This window comes from uncultured Xylophilus sp., assembly GCA_913776965.1.
Lineage (GTDB): Bacteria > Pseudomonadota > Gammaproteobacteria > Burkholderiales > Burkholderiaceae_C > Xylophilus.
Genome location: CAJYQL010000082.1, coordinates 1 through 21749 on the forward strand (window position 1 = coordinate 1; position 21749 = coordinate 21749).

At 73.7% G+C, this 21749-nt stretch carries 14 protein-coding genes; 11 read left to right on the plus strand and 3 right to left on the minus strand.

What is annotated here, in order from left to right; all coding sequences use genetic code 11:
• Nucleotides 1-182 precede the first annotated feature (182 nt).
• Complete coding sequence (locus QZ500_RS19575; protein ID WP_366763087.1) at nucleotides 183-1661, minus strand: septal ring lytic transglycosylase RlpA family protein; 1479 nt, start codon at nucleotides 1659-1661, stop codon at nucleotides 183-185.
• Nucleotides 1662-1698: 37 nt separating this feature from the next.
• On the opposite strand from QZ500_RS19575, the gene QZ500_RS12290 reads away from it, so the two are divergent.
• Together QZ500_RS12290 and QZ500_RS12295 are read left to right on the plus strand one after the other, a co-directional pair.
• The gene (locus QZ500_RS12290; protein WP_366763089.1) at nucleotides 1699-2811 is read left to right on the plus strand and encodes a rhodanese-related sulfurtransferase; all 1113 of its coding nucleotides are present in this window, start codon (nucleotides 1699-1701) and stop codon (nucleotides 2809-2811) included.
• A complete protein-coding gene (locus QZ500_RS12295) occupies nucleotides 2808-3467 on the plus strand; it encodes a glutathione S-transferase (RefSeq protein WP_295855693.1) in 660 nt (219 codons plus the stop codon). Before QZ500_RS12290 ends, QZ500_RS12295 begins: the two co-directional genes overlap by 4 nt.
• Nucleotides 3468-3527: 60 nt before the next feature.
• Here QZ500_RS12295 and glnE read toward each other — a convergent pair whose 3' ends face one another.
• On the minus strand, nucleotides 3528-6314 hold the full coding sequence (glnE, locus tag QZ500_RS12300; protein WP_295855695.1) for a bifunctional [glutamate--ammonia ligase]-adenylyl-L-tyrosine phosphorylase/[glutamate--ammonia-ligase] adenylyltransferase: 2787 nt from the start codon (nucleotides 6312-6314) through the stop codon (nucleotides 3528-3530).
• Between the two features lie 25 nt (nucleotides 6315-6339).
• On the opposite strand from glnE, the gene QZ500_RS12305 reads away from it, so the two are divergent.
• The 6 genes from QZ500_RS12305 to QZ500_RS12330 all read left to right on the plus strand — a co-directional run bounded on the left by QZ500_RS12305 (nucleotide 6340) and on the right by QZ500_RS12330 (nucleotide 17413).
• On the plus strand, nucleotides 6340-10602 hold the full coding sequence (locus QZ500_RS12305; protein WP_295855697.1) for a YhdP family protein: 4263 nt from the start codon (nucleotides 6340-6342) through the stop codon (nucleotides 10600-10602).
• A 42-nt stretch (nucleotides 10603-10644) separates the two neighbouring features.
• Nucleotides 10645-11466, plus strand: coding sequence for a carbon-nitrogen hydrolase family protein (locus tag QZ500_RS12310; RefSeq protein WP_295855699.1), 822 nt, complete (start codon nucleotides 10645-10647; stop codon nucleotides 11464-11466).
• A gap of 53 nt (nucleotides 11467-11519) precedes the next feature.
• Nucleotides 11520-13568: an ATP-binding protein gene (locus QZ500_RS12315; protein ID WP_295855710.1), complete on the plus strand. Its 2049-nt coding sequence runs from the start codon at nucleotides 11520-11522 to the stop codon at nucleotides 13566-13568.
• A gap of 5 nt (nucleotides 13569-13573) precedes the next feature.
• The gene (locus tag QZ500_RS12320; protein ID WP_295855701.1) at nucleotides 13574-14245 is read left to right on the plus strand and encodes a LuxR C-terminal-related transcriptional regulator; all 672 of its coding nucleotides are present in this window, start codon (nucleotides 13574-13576) and stop codon (nucleotides 14243-14245) included.
• A 38-nt stretch (nucleotides 14246-14283) separates the two neighbouring features.
• The gene (gene radA / locus QZ500_RS12325; RefSeq protein WP_295855702.1) at nucleotides 14284-15669 is read left to right on the plus strand and encodes a DNA repair protein RadA; all 1386 of its coding nucleotides are present in this window, start codon (nucleotides 14284-14286) and stop codon (nucleotides 15667-15669) included.
• 115 nt (nucleotides 15670-15784) lie between these two features.
• The gene (locus QZ500_RS12330; protein ID WP_295855703.1) at nucleotides 15785-17413 is read left to right on the plus strand and encodes a BCCT family transporter; all 1629 of its coding nucleotides are present in this window, start codon (nucleotides 15785-15787) and stop codon (nucleotides 17411-17413) included.
• Here the strand turns inward: QZ500_RS12330 and QZ500_RS12335 are convergent.
• Complete coding sequence (locus tag QZ500_RS12335) at nucleotides 17383-18408, minus strand: BMP family protein (RefSeq protein ID WP_295855704.1); 1026 nt, start codon at nucleotides 18406-18408, stop codon at nucleotides 17383-17385. The two genes, QZ500_RS12330 and QZ500_RS12335, sit on opposite strands and share 31 nt — an antisense overlap.
• A 115-nt stretch (nucleotides 18409-18523) precedes the next feature.
• Between QZ500_RS12335 and treF the strand changes: the two genes are divergently transcribed.
• The 3 genes from treF to QZ500_RS12350 are packed head-to-tail and all read left to right on the plus strand — an operon-like array spanning nucleotide 18524 to nucleotide 21688.
• Entirely contained in the window at nucleotides 18524-20194 is a 1671-nt protein-coding gene (gene treF / locus QZ500_RS12340) for an alpha,alpha-trehalase TreF (protein WP_295855705.1), read from the plus strand.
• A gap of 47 nt (nucleotides 20195-20241) precedes the next feature.
• Nucleotides 20242-20685 (plus strand): glycerate kinase, encoded by a 444-nt coding sequence (locus QZ500_RS12345; protein ID WP_295855706.1) that lies wholly within the window; start codon nucleotides 20242-20244, stop codon nucleotides 20683-20685.
• A 55-nt stretch (nucleotides 20686-20740) separates the two neighbouring features.
• The gene (locus QZ500_RS12350; RefSeq protein ID WP_295855707.1) at nucleotides 20741-21688 is read left to right on the plus strand and encodes a branched-chain amino acid transaminase; all 948 of its coding nucleotides are present in this window, start codon (nucleotides 20741-20743) and stop codon (nucleotides 21686-21688) included.
• Nucleotides 21689-21749: the final 61 nt, after the last annotated feature.

Here is a 21749-nt window from a genome sequence, read left to right on the forward strand (position 1 = left end):
TGCGGCGCGGGCGGGGCGCGGGGCGGGGGGGGGGTGGAGGCGGCGGGCATGCGGGTCGCATTACAGCACAAGTCAATCGAATGATTGAATTGCGGGAGGGCGGCTTCGCGTCCGGGCGCCAGCGCGCACGGGTGCGCCGCCGTATCGGCGCGGTGGTGTGCAGAGCGGTGGCCCCGCGGCGTTCAGCGGCGCTCGACGACCACTGGCGTGGCGCCGCCCGGCACCTGCAGCGCCGACGCGGCCTGCACCGCGGCCTCGCGCGACGGGAACGGGCCGGCCTGCAGGCGATGCAGCCCGCCGTCGGCGAAGACGGACAGCCGGGGCGCCATGCCCTGGAAGGCGGGTGCGAGCCGGGTCCGCAGCTGCTCGGCGCCCTCCGGCCGGCCGAAGGCACCGAACTGCAGCCAGAAGCCGGCGGTGGAGGATGGTGCCGACGCCGACGCCGACGCCGACGCCGACGCCGCTGGCATGGCCGTCGAGGTGGGTGCCGACGGCGCTGGCACGGCCGCCGTCGCGCGGGACGCGGGCGCAACGGGCGCTGGCGAGAGAGGTGCAGTGGCCTCGACAGGCACAGGTGCCGGCAGCGGCAGCGGTGCCATCGGCGGCAGGGCCTGCGGCATCGCGCGCGTGGCGCGGTCGTCGGCGGTGGCGTCCGGAGCCGGCAGGGCCTGGGCCGCGGGCAGGTCGGCCGTGCCGACACCCGACGGCGCTGCGCGGGTCGGCACGAGGAGAGCATCGGCGCCCGGCGGGCTCAGGGTACCGCGGGCAGACAGGTCGGATGGCGCAGGCGCGGATGCCGGCCTGAATGCAGGTGCAGGTGGTGCGCCGTGCACCGTCAGCGGCACGGTCCATCCCGTACTGCCGGCGGCGGTGTCCGCCGGCCCGGCCGCCACGGTGCGTACCGCTGCCGCAGATACGGCCACCACCCGGTCGTCCGCCAGTGCGTTCGGCGAGTCCGCCGCAACGACGACCGGCGCTACTCCGCCCGGTACCGCACCGCCGCGCCGCCAGGTCCCCGCCCGGATCTCCGCCGGCACGATCCGTTCGACCTCCACCGGCGCCACGCCGCGCAGCAGGTCCAACCGCAGCGCCGCGGCGTAGCTCAGGTCGATCACCCGGCCGTCGTGGAACGGGCCGCGGTCGTTGACCCGCACGACGATCTCGCGGCCGTTGGCCGGGTTGCGCACGCGGGCGTAGCTGGGCAGCGGCATCGTGGTGTGCGCCGCGGTCATCGCGTACATGTCGTACGGCTCGCCGCTGGCGGTCGGTCGGCCGTGGAAACCCTGGCCGTACCAGGACGCGAGGCCGGTCTGGCGCAGCGCCGCGTCGGCATCCAGCGGCACGTAGCTGCGGCCGAGCACGGCATAGGGCTTGTTCGGCCCGCCGCTGCGCAGGGGTTCGATCCGCGGCTCGGCGTCGGGGGTGGACGCCAGGCCCTCTGGCGGCCGGCGCGGCGGTCCGTCGCGGCCGGGGCCGGCGGCGCAGCCCGCAAGCAGGGCGGCGAGCAGGCAGACACCCGCTGCGGCGCCCGTGCGGAGGCCCGGGGCGGAAAACTTACCAGGTAGTAACTTTGCAGCGCACGCTGCGGCACCGGTGCGGAAGCCCGTCCGGGGCGACGGGCGGCGGTCCGGCACCGCAGCCGGCAGGAAGGTCGGCGACATCGCCGGAATTACAGCATGGGGCTACCATCGCCCGCCCATGTCCGACCGCACGATGCTCCCTGCCACCGACCCTGCGGCCGGCGCCCGCCCGGGACCCGTCCTCACCGCTGCGCTCTACCGTTTCGCCGACCTGCCGGACTGCGCCGACCTGCGCGGGCCGTTGCAGGCGCTGTGCGATGCCGGCGGCGTCAAGGGCCTGCTGCTGCTGGCGCCCGAAGGCGTCAACGGCACCATCGCCGGGCCGGAAGCCGGCGTGCGCGCCGTGCTCGACCGGCTGCGCGCCGACCCCCGGCTCGCGGCGCTGGTGCACAAGGAGCACCGGGGCGACCGGCAGCCGTTCCACCGCATGCGGGTGCGGCTGAAGAAGGAGATCGTCACGCTCGGCGTGCCGGGGATCGACGCGGCCCGCGGTGCCGGCCGCTACGTCAAGCCGGCCGACTGGAACGCGCTGCTCGACGATCCGGAGGTCGTGCTGGTGGACGTGCGCAACGACTACGAGGTCGCGATCGGCAGCTTTCCGGGCGCGCTCGACCCCGGTACCGGCAGCTTCGCCGAGCTGCCCGGCTGGCTCGACCGGCAGGCCGACCGGCTGCGTCCCGGCGCGCGGGTCGCGATGTTCTGCACCGGCGGCATCCGCTGCGAAAAATCGACCGCGCTGCTGCGCGCCCGCGGCATCGAGGACGTGGTGCACCTGGAGGGCGGCATCCTGGCCTATCTGGAGCAGGTGCCGGCCGCGCAGAGCCGGTGGCAGGGCGAATGCTTCGTCTTCGACGAGCGGGTGGCCGTCGGTCCGGGCCTGGCGCCGGGCACGCATGCGCTGTGCCGCTCCTGCCGCCGGCCGCTGGGCGCGGCGGAGCGGGCGTCGCCGCTGTTCGTGGAGGGCGTGAGTTGCTCGCATTGCCATGCGACCACCACCGAGGCGCAGAAGGCCGGCTATGCGGAGCGCCAGCGGCAGGTGGCGCTGGCCCGCGCGCGGGGCGTCGCGCACATCGGCACGCCGGCGCCGGTGCATGCGGGGACCGGCGGTGGCCCCGCACGGTCCGCAGATGGCGCCGATACCGATGCCGGTGCCGGTGCCGGTACCGGTGCCGGTGCCGGTGCCGGTGCCGCGCCAGCGTCCGCGCCCCCTGCGCAAGGCCCGGACGCATGACGCTGCCGATCCTCTATTCCTTCCGCCGCTGCCCGTATGCGATGCGCGCACGGCTCGCCCTGCTGGCGAGCGGCACGGTGTGCGCCCTGCGCGAGGTGGTGCTGTCGGCCAAGCCGCAGGCGCTGCGCGATGCCTCGCCGAAGGCGACCGTGCCGGTGCTGGTGCTGCCCGACGGCACGGTGCTGGAGCAGAGCCTGGACATCATGCGCTGGGCGCTCGCCCGCCACGATCCGCACGGCTGGCTCGCGCCCGACGGCTGCACGCCCGCGGCGATGGACGCGCTGATCGCCGACCACGACGATCGCTTCAAGCCGGCGCTGGACCGCTTCAAGTACCCGGAGCGCCACCCCGCCGCCGACGGCACGCCCGCCGATCCGCAGGCCGCCCGTGCGGCGGTGGCGGTGTTCCTGGCGCGGCTCGAATCGCGGCTGGCCGCGCAGCCCTGGCTCGGCGGGCGCCACGCGGCGCTGGCCGATGCGGCGATCGCGCCCTTCGTGCGGCAGTGCGCGGCGGTCGATCCGGCCTGGTTCGCCGCACAGCCGTGGCCGCGGCTGCAGGCTTGGCTCGCGGCCTTCGTCGCGTCGCCGCGCTTCCTGCAGGCGATGGTGCGGCATCCGGCCTGGGTTCCGGGCGCCGAGACCGTCGTGTTCGGATGAAAAACCGGCTCCTGCGCCCGTCCCGCGGGCGCGGTCAGCTACGGTTTCGATAGCGCGGCGTCAGCCGCGGGGCGGGAACACCGCCTCCCAGAGCGCCAGCACCGCGGCGCGGGCGGTCGCCATCGCGGCCGGATCGACCTGGGTGGTCTCCTCGTTCAGCCGCGCGGTGTGCTGGGCGCGGCGCAGGTCGCGGTAGGCGTCGGCCGCGTGGGCACCGACGCCCGGCGGCAGCAGGCCGGCGGCCTCGGCCCGGCCGAGCAGCGCGATGTTGCCGATGTTGATGCGCAGCTCCGGATGGTCGGCCGCGGCCGACAGCACCAGGTACTGCACCGCGAACTCCACGTCCACCATGCCGCCGCGGCTGTGCTTCACGTCGAACTGCCCGGCCTTCACCGGATGGGCGGCGCGCACCTTCTCGCGCATCGCCGCGATCTCCACGGCCAGCGCCGCCGGGTCGCGCGGCGCGGTGATGACGGCCTCGCGCACCGCGTCGAACTGGGCGCGCAGCGCATCGCTGCCGAGCACGCAGCGCGCCCGGGTCATGGCCTGGTGCTCCCAGGTCCAGGCGGTGTTGCTGCCGCGGCGCTGCTGGTAGTTGGCGTACGACGCGAAGCTGGTCACCAGCAGGCCGGAATTGCCGTTGGGCCGCAGCGCGGTGTCGATCTCGTAGAGGTCGCCTTCGCCGGTCTTGACCGTCAGCCAGTTGATCAGCTTGCGCACGAAGGCGGCATACACCTCGGGCGCGCGCTCGTCCTCGTCCTCGTACACGAAGACGATGTCCAGGTCGCTGCCGTAGCCGAGTTCCTTGCCGCCGAGCTTGCCGTAGCCGATCACCGCGACCGGCGGCTCGGCCTCCTCGCGGTGGCGGCGCTGAAGCCGCTGCCAGACCCAGCGCGCGGTGATGCGCAGCGTGGCGTCGGCCAGCGCGCTCAGGTCGTCGGCGACCTGCTCCACCGTGAGCCGGCCCTCCACGTCGCGCGCCAGGGTGCGGAACACCTCGGCGTGGTGGGCGCGGCGCAGCAGGTCGAGCAGCGTCTCGTCGTCGTCCTCGGCGGTGGTGCGCAGCGAGGCGAGGCGGCGTTCCAGCTCGCCCTCGAATTCGGCGGCGACGAAGCGTTCGGAGAACAGCGCATCGCCGGCCAGTTCGTCGATCACGCCCGGGTGCTGCATCAGGTAGCGCGCCGGCCAGCGGGCCGCGCCGATCAGGTGCAGCAGCCGCTCGTGCACCGCGGGGCGCTCCAGCAGCAGCGCCAAGTAGTTCTGCCGGCGCAGCAGCGGTTCGATCCAGCCGACCATCTGCACCGCCGAGGCTTCGGAGACGGTCTCGTCGGCGATCCACTGCGCGGTGCGCTGCAGCAGCCGCACCAGCCGCGCCCGGTCGTCGTCGCGCAGCGCCTGCACCCGCGCATGGCCGCGCCACTGCTCGACCCGCTCGGCGAGCTTCGGCGGCAGGGCAGCCAGCACGGTGTCGAGGTCGGGCGGGGCCGCCGTGCCCTTGCGCTGGCACGCGCCCTTGCACGACGCGGCGCCGCCGAGCAGGGTGTCGAACTCCTGCGCGACGAATTCGCGGTGCGCGTCCAGGTCGTGCAGGAACGGGCAGTGGTGGGTGTAGCCCATGCTCTGCGCGATCCATTCCACATCGCCGTCCTGCGTCGGCAGCGCATGGGTCTGCTGGTCGTCCAGGTACTGGATGCGGTGCTCGACCCGGCGCAGGAAGGTGTAGGCGCGGGCCAGCGCGTCGGCGGTGTCCTGCGGCATCAGGCCGGCATGCGCGACCCGCTGCAGCGCATCGAGCGTGGCGCGGCTGCGCAGCTCGGGGAACTGGCCGCCGCGCACCACCTGCAGCAGCTGCACGGTGAATTCGATCTCGCGGATGCCGCCGCGCGAGAGCTTCACGTCGTTGGCGCGCTCGGGCTTGCCGGCGCTGCGGCGCGCGGCCTGCTCGCGGATCTGGCGGTGCAGGCTGCGCAGCGCGTCGAACACGCTGTAGTCGAGGTAGCGGCGGAAGACGAAGGGCAGCACCACCTGCCGCAGGCCCTGCACCGGGCTGTCGCCGAGGCAGGCGCGCGGTGCGACCACGCGGCTTTTCAGCCAGGCGAAGCGCTCCCACTCGCGGCCCTGCACCAGGAAATATTCCTCCAGTGCCGACAGCGACACCGCCGGCGGGCCGGAATTGCCGTTGGGCCGCAGCATCAGGTCCACCCGGAACACGAAGCCGTGTTCGGTGGTCTCGCCGACCAGCGCGTAGATGCGCTTGACCACCCGGCCGAAATACTCGTGGTGGCTGAGCCGCCCGCGGCCATCGGCATCGCCCGCGGTCTCGCCGTCCTCGTCGTAGACGTAGACCAGGTCGATGTCGCTCGATACGTTGAGTTCGCGGCCGCCGAGCTTGCCCATGCCCACCACCCAGAACTGGGTGCGGCTGCCGTCGGGATTGCGCGGCGCGCCGTGGGCCGCATCCAGTTCGGCGAAGGCCTCGGTGCAGGCGGCGTCGAGCGCGAGTTCGGCGAGTTCGGTAACCGCCCGGGTCACCACCGCGAGCGGTGCGCCGGCATCGCAGTCGAGCACCGCCAAGCGCTCCATCACCAGCTGGCGCAGCATGCGCAGCGCGGTGGCGCAGTCGTGGCCGCAGGCACGCAGCGCCTGCAGCGCCACCGCCATGCTGGCGCGGTCGGGGTCGCCCGCCGGCAGCAGGTGCAGCACGTCGCCGTAGCGGCGGCGCAGCCGCTGCACAAAACGCGAATGGGCGGCGCGGTCGGTGTGCGGCGGAAGCGGCTCCGCGCGGGCGGCGCCTCCAGGCGAAACAGCGTGTTCTTCCTGCGAACCCGGGTCGATGCTGCGGGCCATAATTCCTGACATTCCCCACTCACCCATGATGGAACCCACCGCGATCCAGGAACCTTCTCGTGCGCTGAAATCGACGGCAGCCGTGGCGCGGTGGGTCTTCTGGTCGTTGTGTGCCGCGTGGTTGTGCTTCTTCGCCGTGTGGGGCGTTCTGCACGGCTGGATTGTGCCGAATATCGCGGATTACCGTCCGCGCATCGAGGCGGCGGCCACGCGGGCCCTGGGGATGCCGGTGCGCATCGGCACGATCACCGCGCGCAGCGACGGACTGGTGCCGTCCTTCTCCCTGGGCGACGTGGCGCTGCAGGACGCCGAGGGCCGCGACGCGCTGCGGCTGCCGCTGGTGGTGGCCGCACTGTCGCCGCGGTCTTTGCTGCGGCTGGGCTTCGAGCAGCTCTACCTGGAGGGCCTGGAGATCGAGGTGCGCCGCATTGCCGACGGCCGCCTCTTCGTCGCCGGCCGTCCGCTCGACCCCGACCGTCCCGACGACGGCCGCGCCGCCGACTGGCTGTTCTCGCAGGCCGAGGTGGTGGTGAAGAACGGCACCGTGCGCTGGACCGACGAGCAGCGCGGCGCGCCCGCGGCGGCGCTGCAGGACGTGGACCTGGTGCTGCGCAACCGCCCGTGGCGCCACGCGATGCGCCTCGACGCCACGCCGCCGCCGGAATGGGGCGCCCGTTTCACCGCGATGGGACGCTTCCGGCAGCCGCTGCTCACCGCCCGCAACGGACGCTGGCAGGACTGGGTCGGGCAGGCCTACCTGCTCGCGCCGGACCTCGACGCCGCGCCGCTGCGCCGCTACCTCGACCTGTCGCCCTGGGGCCTGGAGGTCGCGTCCGGCCGCGGCGCGCTGCGGCTGTGGGCCGACATCGACCACGCGCGGCTGCGCGGCGGCGCGGCCGACCTGGCCGCCGCCGACATCGATGCCCGCTTCCGGGAGGCGACGCTGCCGCTGCAGCTCGACACGCTGCGGCTGCGCCTGTCCGGCCACCGCGGCGATGGCGGCTTCGACCTCGCCACCCGCGGGCTGCAGTTCCAGCCGCGCGAGGGTGCTGCGTGGCCCGGCGGCAATGCCGAACTGCGGATCGCCCATGCCGCCGGCCGCAAGCCCGCGCAGGGCGAGCTGCGCGCCGACCGGCTGGACCTGGCCGCCCTCGGCCGCATCGCCGGCGCACTACCGATCGGCGAGGCCGGCCGGGCCGCGGTGGCGCGGGCGCCGGAAGGCCTGGTCGAGCGGCTGCACGCCCGCTGGGAGGGTGATCCGGCCGCGCCGGTCGGCTACAAGGCCGAGGGCCGCATCAGCCGGCTTGGCGTGGCGGCGCAGCCCGCGCCCGCCGCACTGGTCGCCGCCGCGCAGGCCGCCGAGGCGGCGCTGCGCCGCAGCCAGCCGAACGCCCACCACCATGTCCACCCGCCGCTCGGCACGCCCGGCGTGCGCAACGCCACGGTGGATTTCGACCTGACCCAGCGCGGCGGCAGCGCGCAGGTCGCGATCGACGACGGCGCGCTGGAATTCCCGGGCGTGTTCGAGCAGTCGGTGGTGCCGTTCGCCAGCCTGCGGGCGGAGGCGCGCTGGCAGCGCGACGCCGACGGCCGGCTGTCGGTGCAGGTGCCGCGCGCCACCTTCGCCAATGCCGACGCCGCCGGCGAACTGCGCGCCGCCTGGCATCCCGCCGAGGGCGCCAGGCCGCATCCGGGCGTGCTCGACCTGAACGGCAGCCTGTCGCGCGCCGACGGCACCCGGGTACACCGCTACCTGCCGCAGGCGATCGCGCCCGAGGTGCGCCACTACGTGCGCGATGCCGTGAGCGCCGGCACCGCCACCGGCGTGCAGTTCCGGGTCCGCGGCGATCTGGCGCACATGCCGTTCCACGACCCGAAGCAGGGCGAATTCCGCATCGCCGCGAAGATCCGCGACGCCGACTATGCCTACGTGCCGGCCTCCATCCAGCCCGCCGGCCAGAAGCCCTGGCCGCGGCTCGCGGGCCTGGCGGGCGAACTGGTGTTCGACGGCGGCGGCATGGAGATCCGCAACGCCGTCGGCCGGCTGGCGCTGCCGGGCGCGGCGCGTCCGTCCGAGATCCGCGTGCTGAAGGCCGAAGCGCGTATCCCCGATCTTGCGCACACGGTGGTGCAGGTGCGGGCCGAGGCGCGCGGGCCGCTGGCCGACATGCTGGCGGTGGTGGACGTCTCGCCGCTGTCGACCCTGACCGCCGGCGCACTGGCGCAGGCCACCGCGACCGGCACGGCCGACCTGAAGCTCGCGCTCGAACTGCCGGTCGCCGACATCGTGCACAGCAAGGTGCAGGGCAGCGTGGTGCTGGCCGGCAACGACCTGCGGATCCGGCCCGACATCCCGCTGCTCGCGCGGACCCGCGGCACGGTGGCCTTCACCGAAACCGGCTTCACGGTGGCCGGTGCGCAGGCGCGCATGCTCGGCGGCGACGTCCGGCTCGACGGCGGGCTGCGCAGCACCGCGCCGCCGGCCGTCGTGCTGCCGGGCGCGGCGCAGGCGCCGGCCCAGGGCACGGTGCCGCCCGCTCTGCCCGAGCATGTGCTGAACTTCCGCGCACAGGGCACCGTCACCGCCGAAGGACTGCGGCAGGCGGCCGAATTCGGCCCGGTGGCGCGCATGGCCCGGCGTGCCGAGGGCGCAGCCGCCTACACCGCCAGCCTGACGGTGCGCGACGGCCATCCCGAGATCGCGGTGCAGAGCACGCTGCAGGGCCTGGCGCTGGACCTGCCGGCGCCCCTGGGCAAGCCGGCCGATGCGGCCCTGCCGATGCGCCTGGCGACCACCGTGACGCGCGACGGCACGGGCAGCGCGGCACGCGACGAGATCGCCTTCGACCTGGGCACGGTGGCCGCGGTGCGCTACCAGCGCGACCTGTCGGGCGACACGCCGCGGGTGGTGCGCGGCAGCGTCGCGGTCGGCCTGGAAGCCGATGCGCAGGCGCCGTTGCCGGAGCAGGGCGTGGCCGCCAACCTGCGCTTCGGTGCGCTCGACATCGACGCCTGGCGGGCGGTGTTCGCCGATGCCACCGGCCGGCCGATGGCTTCTGCGTCCCCGTCCGCCGGACCGGCATCCGCACCGGCCGCCTCCGCCGGCACGCTGCTGCAGGGCTACCTGCCGGATTCGCTCGCGGTGCGCGCCGATGCGATCACCGCCGGCGGCCGCACGCTGCACCGGCTGGTGGCCGGCGGGTCGCGCAGCGGGCCGGTCTGGCGCGCCAGCGTCGATGCGGAGGAGCTCGGCGGCTACCTGGAGTACCGCCAGGGCAGCACCGGCACGCCGGCCCGGGTGTTCGCCCGGCTGGCGCGGCTCAAGGTGCCCGAGAGCGCCGCCGGCGATTTCGAGGACCTGCTCGACGACCCGCGGCCGCCCCCGCTGCCGCTGGCCGCCGCCGACGGTGCCGGCAGCCTGCTGCCGGCGCTCGACATCGTGGTCGAGGACTTCGAACTCAAGGGCCGGCACCTCGGCCGGGTCGAGGTGGACGCGGTCAACCGCATGGCCGCGCAGGGCCGCGACCGCGAATGGCACCTGAACCGGCTGCGCCTCGCGCTGCCCGAGGCGACCTTCGCCGCCACCGGCGACTGGAAGCGCCTCGCGCCCGGTGCGACGGCACGGCGCACGGCGCTCGACTTCCGGCTCGAGGTGCGCGACAGCGGCGCGCTGCTGGCGCGTTTCGGCATGCCGGGCATCCTGCGGCGTGGCGCCGGCGTGCTGCAGGGCCAGGTGGATTGGCGCGGCTCGCCGTTCAGCCCGGACTATCCGTCGATGGACGGCCGGCTGCAGCTCGACATGGCCGCCGGCCAGTTCCTCAAGGCCGATCCGGGCCTGGCCAAGCTGCTCGGCGTGCTGTCGCTGCAGTCGCTGCCGCGCCGGCTGGCGCTCGATTTCCGCGACGTGTTCAGCGAGGGCTTCGCCTTCGACTTCGTGCGCGGCGACGTGCGCATCGACGACGGCATCGCCCGCACCCACAACCTGCAGATGAAGGGCGTCAACGCCGCGGTGCTGATGGACGGCACCGCCGACCTGAAGCGCGAGACGCAGGACCTGCGGGTGGTGGTGGTGCCGCAGATCGACGCCGGCACCGCCTCGCTGGTGGCGGCGGTGATCAATCCTGCGGTCGGGCTGGGCACCTTCCTCGCGCAGCTGTTCCTGCGCGGCCCGCTGACGGCGGCGACCACGCAGGAATTCCACATCACCGGCCGTTGGGACGATCCGCAGATCGTCAAGCTCACCGGCCGCGACCGGCTGGGCGCGCCGACGGCGGCGCAGAATCCCTGATTCGCGCCTTTCGCTTTCCGCTTTCCGTTCCAGGATCCGCCCATGCGCATCGCTGCCCTGCAGATGGTGTCCGGCCCCGTGCTCGACGCCAACCTGACCACCGCCCGCCGGCTGCTCGAGGACGCCGCCCGCGCCGGCGCCGAACTGGCGGTGCTGCCCGAGTACTTCTGCCTGCTCGGCCACCGCGACACCGACAAGCTCGCGCACCAGGAAGCCTGGGGCGGCGGTGGGCCGATGCAGTCCTTCCTGGCGCAGTCTGCGCGCGAGCTGGGCCTGTGGATCGCGGGCGGCACGCTGCCGGTCGCCACCGGCGATCCGGCCCATGCCCACAACACGCTGCCGGTGTTCGCGCCGGACGGCCGCTGCGCGGCGCGCTACGACAAGGTCCACCTGTTCCGCTTCGACGACGGCCAGACCGCCTTCGACGAAGCCCGCACACTGGTCGCCGGCAGCGGGCCGGTGGCGTTCGACCTGCCGTCGCGCGACGGGCATGTCTGGCGGGTCGGCCTGTCGGTCTGCTACGACCTGCGGTTCCCCGAGCTGTACCGCCGCTACGCTGCGGACGGCTGCGACCTGCTGCTCGCACCCAGCGCCTTCACCCAGGTGACCGGCGAGGCGCACTGGTCGCTGCTGCTGCGCACCCGCGCGGTGGAGAACCTGGCCTACGTCGCGGCGGCGGCCCAGGGCGGTCTGCACGAGAACGGCCGGCGCACCTGGGGCCATTCGATGGTGGTCGATCCCTGGGGCGCGGTGCTGGCGGTGCGGCCGGAGGAGGGCGCCGGCGTGGTGCTGGCCGATGCCGACGCCGCCCACCTCGCCGCGCTGCGCCACCGGCTGCCGGCCCTGGACCATCGCCGGCTGTGAGCGCCGCCGTCCCGCCCCTGCCGCCGTCTCCGTCGCCGGCCCTGCCGCGCTTCATGCCGCTGCGGCCGCGCAACTGGCGCCGCTGGTCGCTCTGGCCGCTGCTGGTGGCGCTGGTCGCGTCGATGCTGGTCACGCTGGTCTGGCTGGCCGGCCGCTACGAGGCGAGCCAGGTGCAGAGCCGCATCGAGCGCGACGTCGGCGACGCGGTGGCCGACATCCGCGCCGGCCTGTACCGCAACCTGCAGAGCCTGCAGGCGTTGCAGTCCGACCAGGCCGATCCCGCCGCCTGGGCCGAGGGCGGCGGCCGGCTGCTGCGCGAGCGCCGCGAATTCCTGCGGATCGAGCGGCGCGACCGGTCGCTCAACCTGCGGCAGGCCGCCGACACGCCCTACCGGCCGCTGCCGTCGGCCGGCGAGCCGGGCCGCGAGATGCCGCCGGCCGACCTGCAGCTGACCTGCGCGGCGGCGCGGCGCTCCGGCAGCGCCGCCTATTCGCCGACCTTCTTCCTGCCGCGCCCGGGCGGCCTGGGCGTGGAGGTGGTCGAGCTCTGCGTGCCGCAGCTCGCCGACGGCCACGTCACCGGCTACATCGTCGCGCGCTACGGGCTGCAGGAGATCCTGGTCGACCTGGTCGGGCCGCAGATCACCCGCCACCAGGACATCTCCTTCACCGAACCCGACGGCACCCGGCTCGCCGCGCTGCACGGCTCGGCGCGCCGCGGAACCCGGATGTTCAGCGCGCAGCAGCTGCTCGACCTGCCGGGCAGCGCGCTGATGCTGCGCATGGACAGCTGGCACGGCGCACCCAGCGTGTTCCCCAACGTGCTGACCGCGCTGGTCACCTTCATGTCGATCGCGCTGGTCTGGGTGCTGGTGCTGCTGTCGAAGGACAACCGGCGCCGGCTGCAGGCCGAGCACGACCTGGCCGATGCGCTCGCCTTCCGCAAGGCGATGGAGGACTCGCTCATCACCGGCCTGCGGGCGCGCGACCTGCAGGGCCGCATCACCTACGTCAACCCGGCCTTCTGCGAGATGGTCGGCTTCGGCGCCGACGAACTGCTCGGCCGCGGCGGCGAGCTGCCCTATTGGCCGCCGGAAAAGGCCGAGGAATACGCGCGCCGCCATGCGGTGCGGCTCGCCGGCGGCCTGCCGCTGCCGCCGCGCGAGGGCTACGAATCGGTCTACATGCGCAAGGGCGGCGAGCGCTTTCCGGTGCTGATCATCGAGGCGCCGCTGATCACCGCGCAGGGCCAGCACACCGGCTGGATGGGCGCCTTCCTCGACCTGAGCGAGCAGCGCCGGATCGAGGAACTCTCGCGCGCCAGCCAGGAACGGCTGCAGGCCACCGCCCGGCTCGCGACCGTCGGCGAGATGGCCTCGCTGCTGAGCCACGAACTCAACCAGCCGCTCGCCGCGATCTCCAGCTACGCCACCGGCTCGCTCAACCTGCTGGGCGACCTGGCCCGGGCGTCCGCCGTGCCGCAGCCGCCGGCGGCGCTGGCGGCCGAGACCGCCCACACCGCGGCCGACCTGTCGGCTGCGATGCGCCGCATCGCCGAGCAGGCCGAGCGCGCCGGCCGGGTGATCCGCAGCGTGCACGACTTCGTGCGCCGCCGCGACCAGGCGCGCGAGGCCACCGACGCGCGGGCGCTGCTCGACGCGGTGATGCCGCTGATCGTGCTGCAGGCCCACAAGCTCGGCGTGCAGGTGCACACCACGGTGGCGCCGGGCCTGCCGCCGGTGCTGTGCGACCGCACGATGGTCGAGCAGGTGCTGCTCAACCTGGCGCGCAACGGCATGCAGGCGATGGACCGGCCGGGCGCGCCGTCGCGCCGGTTGGAGATCGCCGTGCGCGCGGCGTCCGCCGACAGCCGCGGCGAATGGGTCGAGTTCCGCGTGGCCGACCAGGGCGCCGGCATCCCCGAGGACGTGGCCGCGCGGCTTTTCACCCCCTTCTTCACCACCAAGCCCGAGGGCATGGGCCTCGGCCTGAGCCTGTGCCGCACCGTGGTCGAGCAGCACGGCGGCGCGCTCGCCCATGCGCCCAACGTGCCCGAAGGCACGGTCTTCTCCTTTACCCTTCCGGCCGACAGGAGGCAATGACGACCATGGAACCTGGCTCCACCGCAACCGTGTTCATCGTGGACGACGACGCCGGCGTGCGCGAGGCGCTGGCCTGGCTGCTGCGCTCGCGCCGGCTGCTGAGCGAGTCCTTCCGCAGCGCCGACGATTTCGAGCAGATGCTGCAGCAGCAGGCGCGCGGCGACGCCGCCGCCGAGCCCGGCGCGCTGGTGCGGGCGCTGGCGCAGCCGTGCTGCCTGCTGCTGGACGTGCGCATGCCGGGCACCAGCGGGCTGGCGCTGTTCGACACGCTGGTCGCGCGCGGCCTGCACACCGCGATGCCGGTGATCTTCCTGACCGGCCACGGCGACGTGCCGACCGCAGTGGACGCGGTCAAGCGCGGCGCCTTCGACTTCTGCGAGAAGCCGTTCTCCGACAACGCGCTGGTCGACCGGGTGGAGCAGGCGCTGCGCCGGTCGGCCGAGGTGCTGGCCGAGCGCCACGCCGCGCTCGGGGTGCGGGCCAAGCTGCTCGAACTCACCGACCGCGAACGCGACGTGATGCGGCTGGTGGTCGAAGGGCTGCCCAACAAGCTGATCGCCGACCAGCTCGACATCAGCGTGCGCACCGTCGAGGTCCACCGCGCCCGGGTGTTCGACAAGATGAACGTCAAGTCGGCGGTGGAGCTGGCCAACATGCTGCGCGCCAGCAGCGGTTGAAGCGCGGCCGGGCGGCGCCACCTATAGTCGCCCACCCCATGGCCAAAGACAAAACCCTCTACACCTGCTCCGAGTGCGGCGGCACCAGCCCGCGCTGGCTCGGCAAATGCCCGCACTGCGGCGCCTGGAATACCCTGGTCGAGACCGCCGCGCCCGCGGCGCAGGCCCCGTCGAAGAACCGGCTGGCCGCGCCCGCCTATGCGGGGCTCGCCCCTAGCACCGAGGTCGCCACGCTGGCCGACATCGAGGCCTCCGACGTCGCCCGCACGCCGACCGGCATCGACGAGCTGGACCGGGTGCTCGGCGGCGGCATCGTCGAGGGCGGCGTGGTGCTGATCGGCGGCGACCCGGGCATCGGCAAGTCCACGCTGCTGCTGCAGGCGGTCGATGCGCTGCAGCGCGGCGGAATGGACACGCTCTACGTGACCGGCGAGGAATCCGGCGCGCAGGTCGCGCTGCGCTCGCGCCGGCTGGGCCTGGACCGCTCGCAGGTGCAGGTGCTGGCCGAGATCCAGCTGGAAAAGATCCTCGCCACGCTCGACGCGCAGCGCCCGGGCCTGGCGGTGATCGACTCGATCCAGACGGTGTATTCCGACCAGCTCACCTCGGCGCCCGGCTCGGTGGCGCAGGTGCGCGAATGCGCGGCCCACCTGACCCGCGCGGCCAAGGCGAGCGGCGTGGCGATCGTACTGGTCGGCCATGTGACCAAGGAGGGCGCGCTCGCCGGCCCGCGGGTGCTGGAGCACATGGTCGACACGGTGCTGTACTTCGAGGGCGACACCCACAGCAGCTTCCGGCTGGTGCGCGCCATCAAGAACCGCTTCGGCGCGGTCAACGAGATCGGCGTGTTCGCGATGACCGAGCGCGGCCTGAAGGGCGTGACCAACCCGAGCGCGATCTTCCTGTCCCAGCATGCCGAGCCGGTGCCCGGCAGCTGCGTGCTGGTGACGCTCGAGGGCACCCGGCCGATGCTGGTGGAGATCCAGGCGCTGGTCGATTCCGGCGGGCCCAGCCCACGGCGGCTGTCGGTCGGCCTGGACCGCGACCGGCTGGCGATGCTGCTGGCGGTGCTGCATCGCCATGCCGGGATCGCCTGCATGGACCAGGACGTGTTCGTCAACGCGGTGGGCGGCGTGCGCATCAGCGAGCCGGCGGCCGACCTGGCGGTCATGTTCGCGATCACCGGCAGCCTGCGCGCCCGGCCGCTGCCCAAGGGCTTCCTGGCGTTCGGCGAGGTCGGCCTCGCCGGCGAGGTGCGGCCGGCCCCGCGCGGCCAGGAGCGGCTGCGCGAGGCCGCCAAGCTCGGCTTCAGCGTGGCGGTGGTGCCCAAGGCCAATGCGCCGAAGAAGCCGATCGAGGGCCTGGAGATCCACGCGGTCGAGCGGGTCGAGGAGGCGATGGAGGTGGTGCGCCGGCTGCAGTAGCGGCGGCGGCATTCCCACATCAGAGAGAAATCGGGCTCCTGCGCCCGCTGCGCCTGCGCCAGGCGCTATGCAAACCGTAGCATTCGACCGGCCCGGCCGGCGCATACTGCGCCGCATGACCGCCGCCACCGACGCCCCTCCATCCCCGCGGCCGTCCCGCGGGCCGCTGTTCGCCTCGATGGCGGTGATCGCCGCGGTGGTGGTTTGGGGGCTGGCGGCGCCGGCCTCGCTCGGCCGCTTCTTCGGCGATGCGCTGGCCGCCACCACCCGCAACTTCGGCTGGTTCTACCTGTGGTTGGTGCTCGGGCTGGTGCTGCTGGCGCTGTTCCTGGCCGTCAGCCGTTACGGCGACCTGAAGCTCGGCGACGAGGACGAGGAGCCGGCGTTTTCCGTCGGTGCCTGGTTCGCGATGCTGTTCGCCGCCGGCATGGGCATCGGCCTGGTGTTCTGGGGCGTGGCCGAGCCGATCTCGCACTACCGCCATCCGCCGCCCGGCATCGCGCCGGAAACGCCCGAGGCCGCGGGCGCGGCGATGCGCTACGCCTTCTTCCACTGGGGGCTGCACCCGTGGGCGATCTACGGCATCGTCGGCCTGGCGATCGGCTTCTTCCAGTTCCGCCGCAACGCCCCGGCACTGGTGAGTTCCGCCACCGCCTCGCTGCCCTGGCGCGGCATGCGGCGGCTATCGCCGGTGGTGGACGTGCTGGCCACCGTCGCGACCGCCTTCGGCGTGGCGGCCTCGCTCGGCATGGGCGCCACCCAGATCAACGGCGGCCTGCACGCGGTGTTCGGCCTGCCGATCGGCACCGCGGTGCAGGCGGCGATCATCGTCGTCACCACCGCGATGTTCATCACGTCGGCGGTCAGCGGGGTGGAGCGCGGCGTGAAATGGCTGTCGATCGGCAACCTCGGGCTGGCCGCCCTGCTCGCGCTGGTGGTGTTCCTGCTCGGTCCGACGGTCGCGATCGTCAACACCTTCACCAACACCCTCGGCGCCTACCTGAGCGAATTCGTGCGCACCAGCCTGCGCATGTCGCCGTTCCGGGACAGTACCTGGGTCGGCGACTGGACGGTCTTCTACTGGGCCTGGTGGGTCGCGTGGTCGCCCTTCGTCGGCCTGTTCATCGCGCGGGTGTCGCGCGGCCGCACGATCCGGCAGTTCCTGGTGGGCACCGTGCTGGCGCCGACGCTGGTCGGCTTCGTCTGGTTCGCGATCTTCGGCGGCACCGCGCTGCACCGCGAGATCTTCCAGGCCGCGGGCCTGGGCGCTGCGGTGGAGGCCGATACCGCGACCGCGATGTTCGCGATGCTGCAGGGCCTGCCGCTGGGCACCGTGCTGTCGGTGGTGACGACGGTGCTGGTGCTGGTGTTCTTCGTGACCTCGGGCGATTCGGCCACCCTGGTGCTCGGCATGATGAGCACCGGCGGCGACGCCAACCCGCGCGCCGGCGTGAAGGTCGCCTGGGGCACGGCGGTGGCGGCGATCGCGCTGGCCCTGCTGTTCGCCGGCGGCCTGGAGGCGGTCCAGACCGCGACCATCGTCTTCGCGCTGCCGTTCGCGGTCGTGCTGGTGCTGATGGCGGTGGCGCTGCTGCGCGCGGTGCGCGAGGACTGGGAGGCCCAGCAGCGCCGCGACAAGGCGCTGCGGCGCCGGATGCGGGCGCTGGTGGAGCAGGGCGGCGACGCCGTGCCTGCCCCGGCCCGCACGCGGGATCAGGGCGCGGCGAACTCCGGTCCGCGGTAGTCCTCCGGCACCGACTGCGCGCCGCTGGCGATGGCCTGCGCGTAGGCCGCGAGCCGGTCGCGTACGGCGGCGGGTACGTCCGGGGCCAGCGCCAGCCGCACCGCACCGGGGTCGGCCAGCCCGAGCTGGCGGACCACGCCGGGCTTCCAGCGGCCTTCCGCCACATCACCCGCCGCCTGACGAACCGCTTGGCCGACATCGGCGACGGCGGAGCCGACGAAGACCGTCGGATCGCGCTGCGTCCAGTCGCCGACGTTGCCGATCTGCCGCACGCCGCGCCGGCGGCAGGCGTCGATCGCGCCCTGACGGCCGGCGTTGAGCATGGTGAAGATGACATCGGCGCCGGCGTCGATCTGTGCGAGGGCGATGCGCTCCGACAGCGCGTTGTCGTCCTGGTTGCCGGAGAAGTTGGTCAGCAGGCGGGCCCGCGGGTTGGCGGTGCGCACGCCCTCGGCATAGGCCGCGCGGCCCTTGAGGCCCGGCCGCACCCGGATGCCCGACATGTGGCCGACCACCCCGGTCCGCGTGGTCAGCCCGGCCAGGGCGCCGGCCAGCCAGGCCGACTGTTCCTGCAGGACCTCGTAGCTCGACAGGTTGGGGCCGGTGACGCTGCCCTGGGTCACCACGAACCGCACGGCCGGGAATGCGGCGGCCACCTGTTCGGCCGCGGCATTGTTCTGTCCGCCGTGCGCGATCACCAGGGCGGGGCCGTCGACGGCGAGCTGGCGCAAGGCCACCGCCAGCGCCTCGGTCTGGGGCGGTACGCCATCGCGGTAGCGGATCGCCAGGCCCCAGCGGTCGCGTGCCTGGACCAGGCCTTCGTAGCCGGCCTGCATGAAGCCGCCGTCGTCGATGCGTCCGGCGAACAGGGCGGCCACCGGCGCACCGGCACCGGCCGGCACGGTGCCGCTCGCACAGCCGGCCAGCGGCAGCAGCGACAGCGGTGCCAGCAGACGGCGGCGGGTGAGGGGGGCGTGCGATGGCAGGGGGTGCATGGTGGATCGGGGCCGGAGAGGAGGAGGCGAGCATCGCAGCAACCTGCGTGCCGGGGCGTGGCAGGCGCCATCATCTCGAAACGCACGGCGCGGGGCCGCTGTCCAGAATCGGCGCATGGATCGCCCTGTTTCCGCTTCTCACCCCGCCACTGCGGCAGCGTCCACCGACCGCCGCCGCGATGCCGCCTGCCGCGTGCCGTCCCCCGACCCGCTGTCGCCCGCCGACCGTTATGCCGAACTGTTCGAGGCGGTCCAGGCCGGCCGGGTGTTCGCAGACGGCAAGACCTTCGTGGACTGCGTGCCGCGCGGCGATCCGGACGCGATCCTCGCGGCCTACCGGCAGGACCGCACGGCGCCCGGCTTCGACCTGTCGGCCTTCGTGCACCGGCACTTCGTCGTGCAGCAGGCGCATGCCAGCCACTACGTCTCGCCGCCCGGCCAGAGCCTGGCCGACCATATCGACGGCCTCTGGCCGGTGCTGACCCGCCATCCCCGGGCGCATCCGCCGCGCTGCTCGCTGCTGCAGCTGCCGGAGCCCTACGTGGTGCCGGGCGGCCGTTTCGCCGAGCTGTACTACTGGGATTCCTACTTCACGATGCTCGGCCTCGCGGCCAGCGGGCAGGCGCCGCTGCTGCATGCGATGACCGACAACTTCGCCTACCTGATCGACACCTTCGGCTTTGTGCCCAACGGCACCCGCAGCTACTACCTCAGCCGGTCGCAGCCGCCGGTGTTCGCGCTGATGGCCGAGCTGTGCGCGCAGCACGGCGGCCCGCCGGCGGCGCACTACCTGCCGCAGATGCTGCGCGAGCACGCCTGGTGGATGGACGGCGCCGACATGCTCGCACCGGGCCAGGCGCACCGCCGCGCGGTGCGGCTCGCCGACGGCACCGTGCTCAACCGCTACTGGGACGACCGCGACACGCCGCGCGAGGAGTCCTGGCGCGAGGACCATGCCACCGCCGCCGCGCAGCACGGCCGCCCGGCGCACGCGGTCTGGCGCGACCTGCGGGCCGCGGCCGAATCGGGCTGGGACTTCAGCGCCCGCTGGCTGTGCGATCCGGCCGATCCGGCCCACGCCTCGCGCCGGCTGTGCGACATCCGGACCACCGCGCTGCTGCCGGCGGACCTGAACGCGCTGCTGTGCCGGCTGGAGGCGACCATCGCCCGGCTCTGCCGCGAGGGCGGCGACACGGCCCGTGCCGAGGCGTTCGAGCGGCGGGCCCACGAGCGGGGCGCCGCGGTCCGCCGCCTGCTGTGGGACGCGGCGGCGGGCGCCTTCTTCGACTACGACTGGGAGCGCACGCGGCTGCGCAGCGTGCTCACCGCGGCCACGGTCGTGCCGCTGTTCGCCGGCGTGGCCGACGCGGCGCAGGCGCGCGCGGTGGCCGCCACCCTGCGGCAGCGGCTGCTCGCGCCCGGCGGCCTCGGCACGTCGGAGAACGAGAGCGGCGAGCAGTGGGACCGGCCCAACGGCTGGGCGCCGCTGCAGTGGATGGCGATCCAGGGCCTGCGCGACTACGGCGAAGACGACCTGGCGGGCGAGATTGCCCACCGCTGGCTGACCACCGTCGGTGCGGTCTACGAGCGCGAGAGCAAGCTGGTCGAGAAATACGCGCTGCGGCCCGGGGCCGGGGCGCAGGGCGGCGACGGCGGGGAATACCCGCTGCAGGACGGCTTCGGCTGGACCAACGGCGTCGTGCGCCGGCTGCTGGCCGACCTGCCGGCGCATCCGGCCGCCGGCTGCCGCGCCGCGGCCGGGGCGCCGGCGCAGGCACCGGGGTAAGTGCCTTCCACACCGCCGGCGCCGGGCGGGGCTGCGAAAATGCCGGGATGAACTTTCTCAAGCTCCTGGTCCCGGTCGGCTGCCTCGTGCTGCTGGCGGCCGCCTTCAGCGCCTACGGCTGGCGCGGCCTGTTCGTCGTCGGCGGCGGCATCACGATGTGGCTGCTGCTGCACTTCACCCGGATGATGACGGTGCTCAAGCGGGCCGCCGACCGGCCGGTCGGCTATGTCGGCAGCGCGGTGATGCTCAACGCGAAGCTCAAGCCCGGCGTGAACCTGCTGCACGTGGTCGCGCTCACGCGGGCGCTCGGCGTGCTGCGCTCGCCCGAAGGCACCCAGCCCGAGATCTACCGCTGGACCGACGGCTCCGATTCGTACGTGGACTGCACCTTCGCGCACGGCAAGCTGGTGTCGTGGCAGCTGACGCGCCCGGCGCCGGCCGAGGACACCCCGCCGGCCGTGCCCGCCCCCGCCGCGACGCCTGCGCCGTAAAATCGCCGGCTTTTCCGGCGCGCGACCGCGCTACCCGCATTCCAAGGATTCCCGCATGAGCCTCGTCCCACCCGCCCCCTCGCTCGCCGACCGCGACGGCAAGATCTGGATGGACGGCCAGCTGGTCGACTGGCGCGACGCCAAGATCCACGTGCTGACGCACACGCTGCACTACGGCTGCGGCGCCTTCGAAGGCGTGCGGGCCTACCAGACGGCCGACGGCGGCACGGCGATCTTTCGCCTGGCCGAGCACACCCAGCGCCTGTTCAACAGCGCCAAGATCCTGCGCATGAAGCTGCCCTTCAGCCAGGACGAGATCAACGAAGCGCACCGCACCGTGGTCCGCGAGAACGGCCTGCCGTCCGCCTACATCCGGCCGCTGGTCTGGATCGGCTCCGAAAAGCTGGGCGTCAGCCCCAAGGGCAACCAGGTGCACGGCATGATCGCCGCCTGGGCGTGGGGCGCCTACCTGGGCGACGAGGGCCTGAAGCGCGGCATCCGCGTCAAGACCAGCAGCTACACCCGCCACCACGTCAACATCACGATGACGCAGGCCAAGGCGGTGAGCAACTACAGCAACTCGATCCTCGCCAACATGGAAGCGACCGAGGACGGCTACGACGAAGCGCTGCTGCTCGACGCCTCCGGTTTCGTGAGCGAAGGCGCCGGCGAGAACATCTTCGTGGTGAAGGACGGCACGATCTACACGCCCGACCTGTCGGCCGGTGCGCTGAACGGCATCACCCGCAACACCATCCTGCACATCGCCGCCGACCTCGGCATCACCGTGGTGCAGAAGCGCATCACCCGCGACGAGGTCTACATCGCCGACGAAGCCTTCTTCACCGGCACAGCCGCCGAGGTCACGCCCATCCGCGAACTGGACCGTGTGCAGATCGGCATCGGCAGCCGCGGCCCCGTGACCGAGAAGGTGCAGAACGCCTTCTTCGACATCGTCAACGGCCGCAATCCCAAGTACGCCCACTGGCTCACCAAGGTCTGATCGCCATGTCCACTTCCGCCGTCGTCGAACTCGCCGCCAAGGACCTGAACCACCAGGGCGG

What these genes read in the sequence shown, in the direction of transcription:
- QZ500_RS12295 (WP_295855693.1), top strand. Translation starts at nt 2,808, where the DNA reads ATGACGCTGCCGATCCTCTATTCCTTCCGCCGCTGCCCGTATGCGATG.
- QZ500_RS12315 (WP_295855710.1), top strand. Translation starts at nt 11,520, where the DNA reads ATGCCGCTGCGGCCGCGCAACTGGCGCCGCTGGTCGCTCTGGCCGCTG.
- QZ500_RS12330 (WP_295855703.1), top strand. Translation starts at nt 15,785, where the DNA reads ATGACCGCCGCCACCGACGCCCCTCCATCCCCGCGGCCGTCCCGCGGG.
- QZ500_RS12335 (WP_295855704.1), bottom strand. Translation starts at nt 18,408, where the DNA reads ATGCACCCCCTGCCATCGCACGCCCCCCTCACCCGCCGCCGTCTGCTG.
- treF (WP_295855705.1), top strand. Translation starts at nt 18,524, where the DNA reads ATGGATCGCCCTGTTTCCGCTTCTCACCCCGCCACTGCGGCAGCGTCC.
- QZ500_RS12305 (WP_295855697.1), top strand. Translation starts at nt 6,340, where the DNA reads ATGATGGAACCCACCGCGATCCAGGAACCTTCTCGTGCGCTGAAATCG.
- QZ500_RS12290 (WP_366763089.1), top strand. Translation starts at nt 1,699, where the DNA reads ATGTCCGACCGCACGATGCTCCCTGCCACCGACCCTGCGGCCGGCGCC.
- QZ500_RS12310 (WP_295855699.1), top strand. Translation starts at nt 10,645, where the DNA reads ATGCGCATCGCTGCCCTGCAGATGGTGTCCGGCCCCGTGCTCGACGCC.
- QZ500_RS19575 (WP_366763087.1), bottom strand. Translation starts at nt 1,661, where the DNA reads ATGTCGCCGACCTTCCTGCCGGCTGCGGTGCCGGACCGCCGCCCGTCG.
- radA (WP_295855702.1), top strand. Translation starts at nt 14,284, where the DNA reads ATGGCCAAAGACAAAACCCTCTACACCTGCTCCGAGTGCGGCGGCACC.
- QZ500_RS12320 (WP_295855701.1), top strand. Translation starts at nt 13,574, where the DNA reads ATGGAACCTGGCTCCACCGCAACCGTGTTCATCGTGGACGACGACGCC.
- glnE (WP_295855695.1), bottom strand. Translation starts at nt 6,314, where the DNA reads ATGGCCCGCAGCATCGACCCGGGTTCGCAGGAAGAACACGCTGTTTCG.
- QZ500_RS12345 (WP_295855706.1), top strand. Translation starts at nt 20,242, where the DNA reads ATGAACTTTCTCAAGCTCCTGGTCCCGGTCGGCTGCCTCGTGCTGCTG.
- QZ500_RS12350 (WP_295855707.1), top strand. Translation starts at nt 20,741, where the DNA reads ATGAGCCTCGTCCCACCCGCCCCCTCGCTCGCCGACCGCGACGGCAAG.